Here is a 15,120-nt window from a genome sequence, read left to right as displayed (position 1 = left end):
AGAACGTGAGAGTGCACCCATGCGTGTCCTGATTATCGAAGACGAAGAAAAAACCGCCGACTACCTGCACCGGGGACTGACCGAACAGGGGTACACGACGGACGTTGCGCGGGATGGCATCGAAGGCCTGCACATGGCGCTGGAGAGCGACTACGCCGTGATCATTCTCGACGTCATGCTGCCCGGCCTGGACGGCTACGGCATCCTGCGGGCACTGCGCGCGCGCAAGCAGACGCCGGTGATCATGCTCACCGCCCGGGAAAACGTCGATGACCGGATTCGCGGCCTGCGCGAAGGCGCCGATGACTATCTGGGCAAGCCGTTTTCCTTCCTTGAACTGGTCGCACGTCTGCAAGCCCTGACCCGTCGCAGCGGCGGCCATGAACCGGTGCAGATCAGCATCGCCGATCTGTGGATCGACCTGATCAGCCGCAAGGCCACCCGCAACGGCGCCCGCCTGGACCTGACCGCCAAGGAGTTCTCGCTGCTCAGCGTGCTCGCGCGTCGGCATGGCGAGATCCTGTCCAAGACGTCGATTGCCGAGATGGTCTGGGACATCAATTTCGACAGCGACGCCAACGTTGTCGAAGTCGCGATCAAACGCCTGCGCGCCAAACTCGACGGGCCGTTCGAGCAGAAATTGCTGCACACCATTCGCGGCATGGGTTATGTGTTGGAGAGCCGTGCACTGGAGCACCGTCGTGGCGAGTAACTCCATCGCCCTGCGCCTGAGCGGCATGTTCGCCCTCGTGGCGCTGCTGGTGTTTCTGTTGATCGGCTGGGCCTTGTACCTGCAAGTGGACAAGGGCCTGGGCCTGTTGCCGGAAGCGGAAGTCGATGCCCGTTACAGCGTGCTGGAATCACAGGTGCAGCGCTTCGGTGATCTGGAGCATTGGGGCAAACTCAGCGGCAAGCTCAAGCTACTCAGCGAAGAGGACAAGCGGCTGCGCTTCTGGGTGGTCAGTGACAACCCTTCTTACGAATTCGGCAGCCCTGACCCCAAGATTCGCGCATTCGCCCAAGGCCCGTTGGGCATGCGCGACTTGTATCTGAACGATCACAACTATCCGTTCAAAGTGCGGGTCAGCGAGTTCCCGGCCAAAGATCAACGCCCTCCCCTGCGATTTCTGACGGCCATCGATACCGAAACATTCCGGCAAACCCAGCATTCGCTGGTGATCGCCCTGATCAGTCTGGCCGCCATCGGCATCGCCTTGGCCTCGGCGTTGGGTTATTGGGTGGCGCGTATCGGCCTCAAGCCGTTGCTGGATCTCTCGCTGGAGGCACGCAAACTGGCACCGCCCCGGCTGTCCGGTCGCTTGCAGTTGTCGTCACTGCCGCCTGAACTGGATCAGTTCGTGACCTCGTTCAACTCGACGCTGGAGCGAGTCGAACAAGCCTATTCGCGGCTGGAATCGTTCAACGCCGACGTCGCGCACGAACTGCGTTCACCACTGACCAACCTCATCGGTCAGACCCAGGTGGCGCTGACCCGAGGGCGCTCTGCCGAACATTACTTCGAGGTGCTGCAATCGAACCTTGAGGAGTTGGAGCGACTGCGCTCGATCATCAACGACATGCTGTTTCTGGCCAGCGCTGATCAGGGCAGCAAGGCCACTGAACTGACCGAAGTGTCGCTGGCCGAGGAAGTGGCGACCACGCTGGACTATCTGGATTTCATCCTTGAAGACGCTCAGGTGCAGGTTCAAGTACGCGGCGACGCGCAAGCGCCCATCGAGAAGGCCCATCTGCGGCGCGCCATGATCAATTTGCTGCACAACGCCGTGCAGCACACTGCGCCGGGGCGGGTGATTCACGTGGACATCAAGGACGAAGGCGATCACGTCAGCATTGGCGTCACCAACCCCGGTACGCTGATTTCCGGCGAGCATTTGCCGAAACTGTTCGAGCGCTTTTATCGGGTTGATGCGTCACGCACTAACAGCGGCGGGAATCATGGGTTGGGATTGGCGATTGTGAAGGCGATTGCGTTGATGCATGGCGGGACCGTGTTTGTTCGCAGCGAGCGTGGGGAGAACACGTTCGGGATCAACTTGCCGTGTTGAGGAATGGCGGCAGCCCGACCCGAGGTGCACCTCTGTGGGAGCCGGCTTGCTGGCGAAAGCGGTGGGTCAGCCAAGTCATCCGTATCTGACTCACCGATTTCGCCAGCAAGCCGGCTCCCACAAGGGTTGTGCTCGGCTTTGAAACCGGGACGAATCAACCCTTCTTCACGAACTCGGATTTCAGCTTCATCGCACCAATGCCATCGATCTTGCAATCGATGTCGTGATCGCCATCCACCAATCGAATGTTCTTCACCTTGGTGCCGACCTTCACCACCAGCGACGACCCTTTGACTTTCAGGTCCTTGATCACGGTCACAGTGTCGCCGTCCTGCAGCGTGTTGCCGACCGCATCCTTGATGATTTTCACGTCATCGTCCGCTTCAGCCACGCCGTTGGCGGACCACTCATGGGCGCATTCCGGGCAGACGAGTTGGGCGCCGTCTTCATAGGTGTATTCGGAATTGCATTTGGGGCACGGCGGTAAGCTCACGGCGGATCTCGCATCTGAGGAAAATAGGCGCGCGATTATAAGGGTTTTTATACAGAACGGGGACGTCCCCGCTCTGGATTCTTCCCGAAGAGCGTAAGCAATCTGCATTACGCCAACGCCGTATCCATCACCATCATCAGACAAAACCCGACCAACAGCCCGAAGCTGGCGATCTTGTCGTGTCCGTTGCGGCGTGATTCGGGAATGATTTCGTGAGTGACCACCAGCAACATCGCCCCCGCCGCCAGCGCCAACCCGACCGGCAACAACAGCGCGGCGATTTCCACCAGCCACGCACACAGCACGGCAAACACCGGCTCGACCAGCCCCGACGCTGCACCGATCAGAAAGGCATTGAGCCGCGACATGCCTGCCGCCGCCAGCACCAGCGCAATCACCAGACCTTCCGGCACATCTTGCAAGGCGATGCCCATGGCCAGACTGTCCGCGTGCGCCAGACCGCCGCCCGCTGACACGCCTACGGCCATGCCTTCCGGAATGTTGTGGGCGATGATGGCGATGACAAACAGCCAGATATTCGAAGGGATAGACGCTTTTTCCGCCACCTCGGACAACTGCGGCCCTTGTGAGACCAGCGTGTCGACGACGAACAAACCGACCGCGCCCGCGAGAATGCCGACGCTGACCAACGCGCCCGCGCCCCATGCCGAGAAGCCCAGGCTTTGGGCTGCATCAAGGCCCGGCACGATCAGGGAGAAGGCCGTGGCAGCGAGCATGATGCCCGCGCCAAAGCCCAGCAACCCGTCGGACACTGCCACCGGCATTCCGCGAATCACCAGCACGGGGACTGCGCCCAGTGCCGTTCCCAGCGCGCACAACGCTCCGCCTTCCAGCGCCCTCAACATGCGCGGTTCAAGGCTCAGCCAAGTGAGTCCTTGGGCAATCAGCAGTCCCGTGCCGACCAATAGCAAAATCGAACCAATGGCCAGACGAAACAAGCGTCCGCTGCTGAGGGTGAGGAAATCCGAAGGCATAGATCGTCTACTTCTTGTGATGGGCGTTAAGAAATTGCAGCCGAATATCGCTTGGCCACTTCATCCCAATTCACGACGTTGTAGAACGCGGCGATGTACTCAGGACGACGGTTTTGGTAGCGCAGGTAGTAGGCGTGCTCCCAAACGTCCAGACCGAGGATCGGCGTGTTGCCATTCATCAACGGGCTGTCCTGGTTGCCGCTGCTTTCCACGACCAGTTTCTTTTCCGGGGTGACGCTCAGCCAGGCCCACCCGCTGCCAAAACGGGTCAGTGCCGCTTTGGTGAAGGCTTCTTTGAAAGCGTCGATACCGCCCAATTGCTCATCGATGGCTTTGGCCAGCGCACCGCTTGGCAGGCCGCCGCCATTCGGGCTCATGACTTCCCAGAACAGCGAGTGGTTGGCGTGACCGCCACCCTGGTTGATCACCGCCGGGCGCAGTTTTTCCGGCAGTTGGCCGACACTGGCCACCAGTTTCTCGATTGGCCACTCAGCGTACTCAGTGCCCTCGACAGCGGCATTGAGGTTGTTGATGTAGGTCTGGTGATGTTTGGTGTAGTGGATTTCCATGGTCTGCGCATCGATGTGCGGCTCAAGGGCATCGTAGGCGTATGGCAAGGCAGGCAAGGTATACGGCATATCAATGGACTCCAAAGGACAATGTTCCGGCGGCAGCGGCATTACGCTGAAGCGCCGAACGTGTGTGTTCGCCGCTGCTATTGAGCAGGCGATGGGTACGTGGGTATTCACCGTGTTCGCTGATGAAGCCCAACAGTTCGCTGTAGGTTTTGTTGCTGTGGCGGAGCGCGGCCTGACGCAGCGCAGGTGCGAAACGGGTGTTCTGGATCACCTGTAACAACCGCTGGTGCGCCGCGCACAGGTACTCGGCGCTTTCTTCGGGCTGGTTCAGGCTCAGGTGCAGATCCGCCAGGTTGTGATGGGAAATCACGAACGCTGCCACCGCCTCGTCAGGGTCTTTCCAGCGCTCCAACAGCACTTGCGCCAGGGCGAGGGCTTGCAGATAGAGTTCGCGGGCGTCGACCAGATCGCCACGGTTGAAGCAGCTCTTGCCTTTCAAAATGGTGCTTTTCCAATGCTCCATGGCGCGTCTCCTCGACGTGTGACGTGGGCGGAAGCTGGCGGTCAGATGCCGCCGGCCGTGAGTTTTTCCGGGTTGAGCAGGGTTTCCAGCTGGTCGCGGTCCAGATCGGTGTGCTCCAGTGCGACATCGATGATCGGACGGCCTTCCTTGTAGGCGGTCTTGGCGATTTCGGCGGCCTTGAGGTAGCCGATGATCGGGTTCAGCGCGGTCACCAGAATCGGGTTGCGCGACAAGGCTTCCTTGAGCTTGGCGTCGTTGACCTTGAACGTGGCGATGGCTTTGTCTGCCAGCAGACGGCTGGAGTTGGCCAGCAATTCGATGCTTTCCAGCAGGTTGTGGGCGATGATCGGCAGCATCACGTTCAGCTCGAAGTTGCCCGACTGACCGGCGACGGTGATCGCGGCGTCGTTGCCGATCACTTGTGCGGCGACCATCGCGGTGGCTTCCGGGATCACCGGATTGACTTTGCCCGGCATGATCGACGAACCCGGTTGCAGGCCTTCCAATTCGATTTCACCCAAGCCAGCCAAAGGACCTGAGTTCATCCAGCGCAGGTCGTTGGCGATCTTCATCAGCGACACGGCAGTGGCCTTCAACTGGCCGGAAACGGCGACAGCGGTGTCTTGCGAGCCGATCAAGGCGAACAGGTCCTTGCCCGGCACGAAGCCGACCTCACTCAACTGGCTCAGCTTGGTGGCAAAACGCGACGCAAATTCAGGGTGGGCGTTGATCCCGGTGCCCACCGCCGTGCCGCCTTGGGCCAGTGCTTGCAGGCTCGGCAGCAGGTTTTCGATGTGCTCGACGTTGGCTTTGAGCTGCTGCGACCAACCGTTGAGCACCTGGCTCAGACGTACGGGCATGGCGTCCATCAGGTGAGTACGGCCAGTCTTCACGAACGGGTGCACCTGCACGGCTTTCTTCTCGGTGACCTGCACCAGATGCGCCAGCGCAGGCAGCAGTTGTTCGTGAATCGCCAGCGCAGCACTGACGTGGATGGTGGTCGGGATGATGTCGTTGCTGCTCTGACCACAGTTGACGTGGTCGTTGGCGTTCACCGGTTCGCCCAGAATGCGGGTCGCGAGGGTCGCGATGACTTCGTTGGCGTTCATGTTGGTGCTGGTGCCGGAGCCGGTCTGAAACACGTCCACCGGGAAATGCGCCATGTAATCGCCCTCCAGCAGCTCCTTGCACGCGGTGACGATGGCCTTGCTCTGGCCCTCGGTGATCTGTTTCAGCTCAAGGTTGGCCTGAGCGGCTGCGGCCTTGGCCAGCAGCAACGCACGCACGAACTGGCGCGGCATGCGCAACTGGCTGATCGGGAAGTTGTTCACCGCACGCTGGGTCTGCGCGCCGTACAGGGCCTCGGCCGGAACCTGCAACTCGCCCATGCTGTCGCGTTCAATACGGGTATTACTCATCGGTAGATCCTTGCATCAGTTCAGCGAGAGAAATCGAAGGCTGCAACACGCAGGTCGCCAGCTGATGGGCGAAGCTCTGCCAGCGTTGGCGTTGAATGACGGAATGAGCGAGGGCCTGCAGATCGCGCAGTGGACGCCAGGCTTGATCCAGACACAGGCAGCGCCAGTGCCAGGGCAAGGCGGTGTCACGGGCCGTGTCGATCAGCAGGCGGAAGGTGCTTTCAGCGATCAGCACCTGAGGCGTAGCGGTGAAACGCGCCAGATAGCGGCCTTCGGCAAGGTAGTGCTCAATGACACGTGGCTCGTCCGGGTCCAGGGCACAGCGAATCCGCAGACTCAACGCACGCCAGTTTTCCAGGTAAGGCGACTCGTGCAGAACAGCGGCCATGGCAGAGGCTCATCTAGCAAATGATATTCATTATTAAATGAGTTTAAGAATCAAAACAACCCCGACATTTGAATCAGCAGCGGACCTTGTGGGAGCCGGCTTGCTGGCGAATACGGTGGACCAATGGCAGATAAGGTGACTGACACGCCGCATTCGCCAGCAAGTCGGCTCCCAGAGGGGTTTAGCGGTATGGCGAGTTTTGCGGCCAACAAAAAGGCCCGCACCGATATCGGGGCAGGCCTTTGGGTGTTGCGTGGGGCTGGAGAAATCAGCTCCCCGCCACGGTCATCCGCTCGATCAACACAGAACCCGTGCGAATGTTGCTGCGCATCTCCAGATCGCTGCCAACGGCGACGATCTGCTTGAACATGTCGCGCATGTTGCCAGCAATGGTCACTTCCTGAACCGCGAACTGGATCTCGCCGTTCTCGACCCAGAACCCTGCCGCGCCACGTGAGTAATCGCCGGTCACCATGTTCAAACCGCTGCCCATCAGCTCAGTGACCAACAGACCGCGTCCCATGCGGCGGATCAGGGCCGCCTGATCTTCAGTGCCATGGGAAACGAACAGGTTGTGCACGCCACCCGCGTTGGCGGTGCTCGGCAGGCCCAGTTTGCGGCCCGAATAGGTGCTGAGGATGTACGACACCAGATCACCGTTTTCGACGAACGGCTTGGCATAGGTCGCCAAGCCATCGCCGTCGAACGCAGCGCTGCCCATGGCGCGCATCAGGTGAGGACGTTCATCGATGGTCATCCACTCTGGAAACAGGCGCTGGCCGATCGCACCTTCGAGGAACGACGACTTGCGGTACAGATTTCCACCGGAAATCGCCCCCAGGAAGCTGCCGAACAAACCACCCGCCAGCTCTGCCGAAAACAGCACCGGCACTTCGCAGGTCGGCACCGGACGCGCCCCCAAACGGCTCGCCGCACGCTCGGCAGCTTTCTGGCCGATCAGCCTGGCGTCCATCAGCAACTCACCCTGACGATTGACGTCGTACCAGTAATCGCGCTGCATCTGGCCGTCTTTTTCGGCGATCATCACGCAGCTGAGGCTATGACGGGTCGACGCGTAGCCCCCGATGAAACCGTGGCTGTTGCCGTATACGCGGCAGCCTTGGTGCACATTCAGCGTGGTGCCATCAGCGTTCTTGATCAACGGGTTGGCATCGAAAGCCGCTGCCTCGCAGATCAGCGCTTTTTCAATGGCCTCTTCGGGGGTGATGTGCCAAGGGTGGAACAGGTCGAAGTCTGGTTGCTCTTTGGCCATTAAGGCAGCATCGGCCAGGCCCGAGCTTTCGTCTTCAGACGTGTGTTTGGCGATGGCCAACGCGGCCGCGACGGTTTCACGAATCGCATCAGGCCCGCTGGCCGAGGTGCTGGCCGAGCCTTTGCGCTGCCCCACATACAAGGTGATACCAAAACCCTGATCGCGGTTGAACTCCACGGTCTCGACTTCACGCTGACGCACCGACGTCGACAGGCCCTGATCTACCGACACCGCGACCTCACACGCCGTCGCGCCCTGACGCTTGGCTTCTGCGACGATTTGCTCGACCTGCTGTTGTAGCGCTGGCAAGGCCTGTGGGCCGACGCTTTCTGATGCACTCATGACTTACTCCATCAAATTCCGATTTCGGCAGCCGGGCCGGACAATTGGTCCCCGACTGGTTATCATGGCGGCGTTTATTTGCGGACTGCCCCCATGGTTGATTCTTACGACGACTCCTTCGACGGAGAGAAAAGCAAATCCCAGGTCAAGCGAGAGCTTCACGCGCTGGTCGAACTGGGTGAACGCTTGACGACATTCAAGCCCGACGTGCTGGCCAAGCTGCCGTTGACCGACGAGTTGCGTCGGGCACTGGCCGATGCGCCCAAGCACACCGCGCACATCGCGCGTAAACGCCACATCTCGTTCATCGGCAGGCTGATGCGTGATCAGAGCCTGGATGAAATCCTGGTGCTGCTGGACCAGCTTGACGCCTCCACACGTCAGTACAACGAGCGTTTCCACAACCTGGAACGCTGGCGCGACCGTTTGATCGGCGGCACCGACGACGTCCTCGAACAATTCGTCAACGAGTACCCGGAGGCCGATCGCCAGCAACTGCGTTCGCTCATCCGTCAGGCCCAGCACGAAGCCAAGCAGAACAAGGCGCCCTCCGCGGCCCGTAAAATCTTCAAATACATCCGCGAACTGGACGAAACCAAGCGCGGGTTGCGGTAAGCCTCGTTGCGTCCCCTGTAGGAGCGCGCTTGCCCGCGATTGGAATCTGTCAGTGACAGATGTGGTGATTGACACACCGCAATCGCGGGCAAGCGCGCTACTACAGTATTAAGCGCCAGTACCACCCACAGTAATCGCATCAATCTTCAACGTCGGCTGCCCCACGCCCACCGGCACCGATTGCCCATCCTTGCCGCACGTCCCCACGCCGCTGTCCAGCGAAAGGTCGTTACCGACCATCGACACCCGGCTCATGCACTCAGGTCCATTGCCGATCAACGTCGCGCCCTTGACCGGCGCGGTGATCTTGCCGTCTTCGATGAGATACGCCTCACTGGTGGAAAACACGAACTTGCCGCTGGTGATGTCCACCTGACCGCCGCCGAGGTTGGCGCAATAGATGCCTTTTTTCACCGAGGCAATGATTTCTGCCGGATCGCTCTGGCCACCTAACATGTAGGTGTTGGTCATGCGTGGCATCGGCAGGTGCGCGTAGGACTCCCGACGACCGTTACCGGTGCGCGCAACACCCATCAGGCGCGCGTTTAGTTTGTCCTGCATGTAACCCTTGAGCACGCCGTTCTCGATCAGCGTGGTGCATTCGGTCGGCGTGCCTTCGTCATCGACGCTCAGCGAGCCACGACGCCCGGCCAGCGTGCCGTCGTCGACAATGGTGCAGAGTTTCGAGGCAACCATTTCGCCCATGCGACCGCTGTAGGCCGAACTGCCCTTGCGGTTGAAGTCACCTTCAAGGCCATGGCCCACGGCTTCATGCAGCAGAACACCGGACCAACCAGAGCCCAGCACCACCGGGAGCGTGCCAGCAGGCGCGGGAATGGCTTCCAGATTGACCAGTGCCTGGCGCAATGCCTCACGGGCATAGCCCATGGCGCGGTCTTCCTGAAGGAAATAGCGATAGTCGGTGCGCCCGCCGCCGCCATGACCGCCACGCTCGCGTCGGCCATTCTGCTCGACGATCACGCTGACGTTGAAGCGCACCAGCGGGCGCGTGTCTGCGGCCAGACCACCGTCAGTGGAGGCTACCAGAATGCGCTCCCAGACACCGGCCATGCTCACCGTGACCTGCTGAATGCGGGGGTCCAGCGCTCGGGTCGCCGCGTCGACGCGCTTGAGCAACTCGACCTTTTCAGCGCGGGTCATGACCTCCAGCGGGTTGTCCGGTGCGTACAACTGAGCGACGTCTTGGGTGGTAAACGCCTGCACGCGGCCATTCCGCCCTGCGCGGGAAATCGAACGGGCAGCCCGAGCGGCCTGGCTCAGGGCGTCGGGTGTGATCGCATTGCTGTAGGCAAAACCGGTTTTCTCACCGGACTGCGCACGCACGCCCACGCCTTGATCGAGGTTGAAGCTGCCTTCCTTGACGATGCCGTCTTCCAGCGCCCAAGACTCGGAAATCTGGCCCTGAAAATACAGGTCAGCCGCGTCGATCCCGGGACCGGCAAGCTCACCGAGCACCGATTGCAGGCTGTCGATACTCAGGCCGCCTGGTGCCAGAAGGTGTTCGCTGACAGAGGACAAGTCGCTCATATTCACTCCGGGGTATTAGCAGGCCGCAAGACGCCCTGCGAAAAAAATCGCCGGTGGTTCGATACCGGCATCCGCGCCCGTATGGACGCTTGTTCATCACTGTCTCGTTCGGCCAGCAGCACGGCTTCACCCTGTGCCTGCTCGGCCAACACGCGGCCCCATGGATCGATGATCGCCGCGTGCCCAAATGTCTCTCTCGGCCCCGGGTGTATTCCGCCTTGTGCGGCCGCCAGTAAGTAGCACTGGGTTTCAATGGCTCGCGCGCGCAACAGGACCTCCCAGTGCGCCGCGCCGGTCACGGCGGTAAAGGCCGACGGCGCGGTAATCAATTCAGCCCCGGCTTCCCGCAGGGCGGTGTACAGCTCCGGGAAACGCAGGTCGTAACACACCGTCAGACCGAGTTTTCCCACGGGGGTGTCAGCCACCACCACGTTGTTGCCATGAGCATAGTCGTCGGATTCACGATAGCGCCCGCGCGCATCGGCCACGTCCACGTCGAACAAGTGCAGCTTGTCGTAACGCGCCATGTGCTCGCCCTGATCATCGACCAGCAATGAACAGGCGGTCACCTTGCCATCAGGCTGATCTTGCGGCGGCAACGGAATGGTTCCGGCGACAATCCATAACTTGAGGTCGCGAGCGGCGAGTTTCAACCACGGAAGGATCGGACCTTCGCCCAAGGCTTCGGCACGCCCGATGGCAGCGACGTCGCGACGCCCCATCGCGGTGAAGTTTTCCGGCAGCACGGCCAGCTTCGCGCCCGATGCAGCAGCCTGCTCAAGCAATGCGCGAGCGCGGGCCAGGTTGGCTGCGATGTCGCTCTGACTGACCATCTGAATCACAGCGAAGGACATGGGTGCTCCTTGGGTGGGTGGGATGGCATTGTGGGCAAGACACGTCCAGATGCCCGATGCCGCCCCGTGGCAGTCCGGCTTGTCGGCGGCAGCGATCTCGAATACGCCACCGCCGGCAAGCCGTGCTGCTACGGATGCGTGGCGTAGATCATTGCGGCTTTTCGAACGGTTTGTCGAAGGTAATCTTAGGCTCTTTCCATGGCCCTTCGACCTTGTATTGCACGCTGGCGAAACGCGCCACGCGGTCGCCCAGCAGCTTATCGACCAGGAACAACGCACCGCCAATCGCAGGGGCGCCGACGATGAGCGCCGCGATCGGCAGGTTGTTGGTCACCGGCAAGGTCACCAACAACTTGGCGTCCACGCGGTCCTGCACCATGTCCAGCGTGCCGTTGAGTTCCAGATTGCTCGATGGGCCAATCAGCGTGATCGGATCGCGCGTCACGTAAACGCCATCACTGGCCACCAGCAGCCCTTTGACCTTGTCGTAGCTCAAGCCTTTGCTGAGCAAATCGGAGAAATCCAGCCGCAGGCGACGGCCAATGGAGTTGAAGTTCAGCAAGCCGAACACCCGCAGCGCCTGCGCGCCACCCTCCACTTCAACGAACTGACCGTTCTTCAGCGTCGCATCCAGGCTGCCGGAATACCGCTTGAGACCAACCCACGCAGGCGATCCCGGCCAGCGGCCATCGGCGTTCATTTCAAACTCCTGACTAGTCACCGTAGGCGCAAAGCCCCAGGCCTTCAGGACATCCGCCAGATTCTTGCCCGCCACTTGCCCCTTGAACCAACTGCTGGTCGCACCCGGCGTGCCTTCCCAGCCGCCATTGCCCACCAGGTTGATGCCTTTGAGGCCCAGGTCCATGTCGTTCAACAGAAGGCCGTTGGCGGTCGGGCGGGCCTTGAGCGACCAGGCACCCACCAATTGATCCCCCTGAAACAACTGAGTGATCTTGATGTTCATTGCCGGAATATTGTGTGGGTCGACGTCCGCCAGTGGGTCCGGCGCATTCTCCACCACCGCCGCGTTTGGATCCGGCGCAGGCAGGCGCACATAAAGCAGATTGATGTCCGCAGGCGTGGCCTTGTTGTCCGGCAGGGTCGCCGAGCCTTTGATCTTCTGACTGTCGAGCGCCACTGCCCAACTGGCGTCGTTGCGATTGAGCTGAACCCGTGCCTGATCCAGTGTCGTGCCGAACGCCGTCAACTTGCCGATTTGCAGGTCGACGCCACCGAGCATCTGCTTGGCGCTGCCGCCTGGATCATTACCGGCATAGCGCTGCACCATCGACTGCCAGGGTGCGATGTCGAGTTCGGACAGTGAACCGCGCACGCGCAGGCCCTTACCGTCCGGCACAATCGCCCCGCCTTCGCCGAGGAACAACTCGCCACGACCTTCAGCGAACTTGCCTGCCGGTGCCGCGAACGCCAGATTGGCGAGATTGCCGTAGCCCACGTTGATACGCCGCTCAGGCCCTTGCAGGTTCATGCGCAAGGCGGTGTCTCGGGTTTCATCGGCGCCCTTGCCGAATGGTGCGGGCAGATCGACCGTGACCCCTTTGAGGTTCGAATTGATCAGCAACTGGCTGTCGGTGCCGTTGAGGGTCAGTTGCAGTTGATACGGCAGATCCCCCGACACCGGCAGCGGCTGGGTCACGCTCAACCAGTCGGTCAGGCGCTTGGTGTTGATCTGGCTGGTAGCCGCAATCCGCGTCACCAGTGCACCCGGTTTACCCTCGGCGAAAATCTCGGCATTGAGCGGCTTGTCGAAGGCCATGGCCCGAATATTCTTGCCACTCAGTCCCTTGTTGTAATCGAAGCGAAAATTGCCCTTGAGCTGGGTCAGGTCAAGCACAGGATCCGGCAACCGCAGACGTGCGCTGTCGGTGTTGAAGTCCACGGCGACCTTGGGCTCCTGGCCCTTGACCAGCGGAACATCCAGATTGATGTGCCCCTGCAACGGGCCTTCAGCCTGCCAGCCCGCGAAGGTCGAACCGGTGCCAATGGGCGCCTCCTGCAAGATTTTCATGCCGTCTTGCAGACTGCCATTGAAATCGCCGTCCACCAGCAAATGGCTCGGCTGACCGCTCGGCACATGGGGTACATCCACGGCCACGTTGCTGACCTGGGTGCCCAGCAACTGGCCCTTGGTGGCACGAATGCGCACGCCGCTGTTTTCGACGAACACGTTGCCATCCACGCCGGTCAGTTGCGGCCAGCCCGGCTGGAACGCGAGGTTGGCGTTGTTCACCTTGAAGAACAGGCTGATCACCCGCGCCACATCTGGCGCGTCATGGTTGAGCGAGCCCTGATACTGGAAAAAGCTCTGCTCGACGTTACCGCTGAGAATGGCGGTGCGCAGCCAATTGTCCAGCGCAGGGCTGAGCACGGCGGGCAGGTATTTGGAGGTGTAGCGGCCGTCCGCGTCCACCAGACCGACGCGCAGGTCCATGTAATCTTCCTGGCTCTGGTCATAATGCAGGCGAATCAGAAAATCGCTGGCGATCTTGCCTTCATCCCCCAGCACCTTGATGTACGGCGCGATCAGCGTGAAGCCTTGATCGTCCAGCGCCCAGGTCAGGCGCGCATCGGCGTGGCGATAGCGCCATTCGTTCTTGAATATGGGGTCAAGGTGCAGCATGAAGTCGTCAGTGTTCAGGCGCAGCTCGCCGCCCGCCAGATCACCGCTGATTGCCCCGCTGACGTTCCCCGCCGCCGGCGCGCCGTGGTAGGCGTCAAATCCGACCTTGTCGAGGTTGGCCGCGAAGCTCAGACGCTTCGCGCCCTCAGCTTGCGGGCGGTAATCCACCAAGACATTGCGCAAGCCACCGGTGACCTTGAGGTGATCGAGCACCACCATCAGCTTGTCCGGCAGCGGCGCCAGAGAGTCGAGCAACGGCGTGATGGGGGTCAGATCCAGCCGGTCAGCCTGTACGTGCCATAACGCCTCACTCTCAGACGTCGCCGCCGTCTGCTTGAGCTGAAGATGGCTCTCCCAACGTTTGCTGGCGATGTCCATGGCCAGCGAGTTCAGCGACAGGGTGAAACCGCTGTCATCCCGCTGGAACCAGGCGTTGAGCGCGATATTGTCGAGCTTCGACGCCTTTCTGTCGGCATAGCCGCCCTTGAATTGTGGAGCGTTGACCCGCGCCACCCCCGACTGCAAATTGCCTTTGCCCCACGTCAGCCAGAATTCGCCACCGGCCTTGAACGTCTTGATCTTCCAGTCACGGGTCAAGCTGTTCGGTAGCCATTTTGCCCAGTCACTCTGCGGCAGGCTCAGGTAGGCCTCGGCTTCGGCGTCACGCCACGCTTCGGCGCGCATTTTCGAGCGAACGTTGAGGGACAACGGCTGGCCGTCAGGCAGCGTCAGGCGTGCGTCGAGGCGCTGGTGAAAGCGCCCGGTCCTGAGGGTCATGCTGACGTAGGTCAGCGTCAGTGGCGATTGTTCGTAGGGTTGCAGCGTGATCTGGCTGTCGAACAACGACAACTGCGAGATCATCTGCATTTGCGTCAGGGTCTGCTGCGGATCGAACGGTTTGTCGTCCTGCACCGGCAGCCCTTGAAGCGCCCAGTGACCGTCCTTGTCTTCCTTGAGGCCCAATTGCAGGCCGTCGAGTTCAAGCCGCGCGATGCGCACTTGTCGGGCCTTCAGGCTGGCCCACAGGTCAGGCACGGCACGGACGTGATCGAGGCGCACGGTGCCGGCGCCCTGCCCCACCATGACGTCCCGTGCCGTGAAGATCGGCGCAAAGCCGCTCCATGTCCCTTCCAGCTTGCCGATGCTGACGGGCATGCCCACCGCCTGCTGCGCCTTGAGTTCGACGTCAGCCCGATACTCGGCCACCATCGGCACCAGTTCGCGGCCCACGCTGACGTACAGCGCAATCAGTACCAGGACCAATGCACACAAGCTCAGGCCCCAGCGCGTCAGGGCAGCGAGGAAACGCGTCAGACGCTCCATGTCGTCGAGCCTCCGCATTGCACACCTGCACAGGGCATCCGGGTCAATAGAGCGGTTAACAGG

General features: G+C 61.1%; 13 protein-coding genes. 3 read left to right on the top strand and 10 right to left on the bottom strand.

Annotation, left to right across the window (positions count from 1 at the left end; all coding sequences use genetic code 11):
* The first annotated feature begins 19 nt into the window (after positions 1-19).
* On the top strand, positions 20-712 hold the full coding sequence (locus ACI2KB_RS20205) for a heavy metal response regulator transcription factor (RefSeq protein ID WP_404637216.1): 693 nt from the start codon (positions 20-22) through the stop codon (positions 710-712).
* Positions 702-2,066, top strand: a complete 1,365-nt coding sequence (locus tag ACI2KB_RS20200; protein ID WP_404637214.1) for a heavy metal sensor histidine kinase — start codon at positions 702-704, stop codon at positions 2,064-2,066. The genes ACI2KB_RS20205 and ACI2KB_RS20200 overlap by 11 nt, the downstream gene beginning before the upstream one ends.
* 154 nt (positions 2,067-2,220) lie before the next feature.
* Here ACI2KB_RS20200 and ACI2KB_RS20195 read toward each other — a convergent pair whose 3' ends face one another.
* From ACI2KB_RS20195 to pmbA, 7 genes are all read right to left on the bottom strand, one after another.
* Positions 2,221-2,559 carry a zinc ribbon domain-containing protein YjdM gene (locus ACI2KB_RS20195; RefSeq protein WP_404637212.1) on the bottom strand — a complete coding sequence of 113 codons (339 nt, stop codon included), beginning with the start codon at positions 2,557-2,559 and terminating at the stop codon, positions 2,221-2,223.
* Between the two features lie 107 nt (positions 2,560-2,666).
* Positions 2,667-3,554, bottom strand: a complete 888-nt coding sequence (locus ACI2KB_RS20190) for a ZIP family metal transporter (RefSeq protein WP_404637210.1) — start codon at positions 3,552-3,554, stop codon at positions 2,667-2,669.
* 26 nt (positions 3,555-3,580) lie between these two features.
* Positions 3,581-4,192 carry a superoxide dismutase gene (locus ACI2KB_RS20185; RefSeq protein WP_404637208.1) on the bottom strand — a complete coding sequence of 204 codons (612 nt, stop codon included), beginning with the start codon at positions 4,190-4,192 and terminating at the stop codon, positions 3,581-3,583.
* Between the two features lies 1 nt (position 4,193).
* Positions 4,194-4,655: a hypothetical protein gene (locus ACI2KB_RS20180; protein ID WP_404637206.1), complete on the bottom strand. Its 462-nt coding sequence runs from the start codon at positions 4,653-4,655 to the stop codon at positions 4,194-4,196.
* Positions 4,656-4,696: 41 nt separating this feature from the next.
* The gene (locus tag ACI2KB_RS20175; RefSeq protein WP_404637204.1) at positions 4,697-6,073 is read right to left on the bottom strand and encodes a class II fumarate hydratase; all 1,377 of its coding nucleotides are present in this window, start codon (positions 6,071-6,073) and stop codon (positions 4,697-4,699) included.
* On the bottom strand, positions 6,066-6,461 hold the full coding sequence (locus tag ACI2KB_RS20170) for a FagA protein (RefSeq protein ID WP_404637202.1): 396 nt from the start codon (positions 6,459-6,461) through the stop codon (positions 6,066-6,068). Before ACI2KB_RS20170 ends, ACI2KB_RS20175 begins: the two co-directional genes overlap by 8 nt.
* Before the next feature lie 268 nt (positions 6,462-6,729).
* A complete protein-coding gene (pmbA, locus tag ACI2KB_RS20165; RefSeq protein WP_404637200.1) occupies positions 6,730-8,076 on the bottom strand; it encodes a metalloprotease PmbA in 1,347 nt (448 codons plus the stop codon).
* A gap of 93 nt (positions 8,077-8,169) precedes the next feature.
* On the opposite strand from pmbA, the gene yjgA reads away from it, so the two are divergent.
* The gene (gene yjgA / locus ACI2KB_RS20160; RefSeq protein WP_404637198.1) at positions 8,170-8,691 is read left to right on the top strand and encodes a ribosome biogenesis factor YjgA; all 522 of its coding nucleotides are present in this window, start codon (positions 8,170-8,172) and stop codon (positions 8,689-8,691) included.
* Positions 8,692-8,799: 108 nt separating this feature from the next.
* Here yjgA and tldD read toward each other — a convergent pair whose 3' ends face one another.
* From tldD to ACI2KB_RS20145, 3 genes are all read right to left on the bottom strand, one after another.
* Positions 8,800-10,239 carry a metalloprotease TldD gene (gene tldD / locus ACI2KB_RS20155; protein ID WP_404637196.1) on the bottom strand — a complete coding sequence of 480 codons (1,440 nt, stop codon included), beginning with the start codon at positions 10,237-10,239 and terminating at the stop codon, positions 8,800-8,802.
* A 2-nt stretch (positions 10,240-10,241) separates the two neighbouring features.
* Positions 10,242-11,093: a carbon-nitrogen hydrolase family protein gene (locus tag ACI2KB_RS20150; protein WP_404637194.1), complete on the bottom strand. Its 852-nt coding sequence runs from the start codon at positions 11,091-11,093 to the stop codon at positions 10,242-10,244.
* Between the two features lie 148 nt (positions 11,094-11,241).
* Positions 11,242-15,057, bottom strand: a complete 3,816-nt coding sequence (locus tag ACI2KB_RS20145) for a YhdP family protein (RefSeq protein ID WP_404637192.1) — start codon at positions 15,055-15,057, stop codon at positions 11,242-11,244.
* Between the last annotated feature and the right edge of the window lie 63 nt (positions 15,058-15,120).

This window comes from Pseudomonas sp. NPDC088444 (genome assembly GCF_044900175.1).
Lineage (GTDB): Bacteria > Pseudomonadota > Gammaproteobacteria > Pseudomonadales > Pseudomonadaceae > Aquipseudomonas.
Note: the sequence above shows the minus strand (reverse complement) of the source record. Positions and strands in the feature narration are given on the sequence as shown.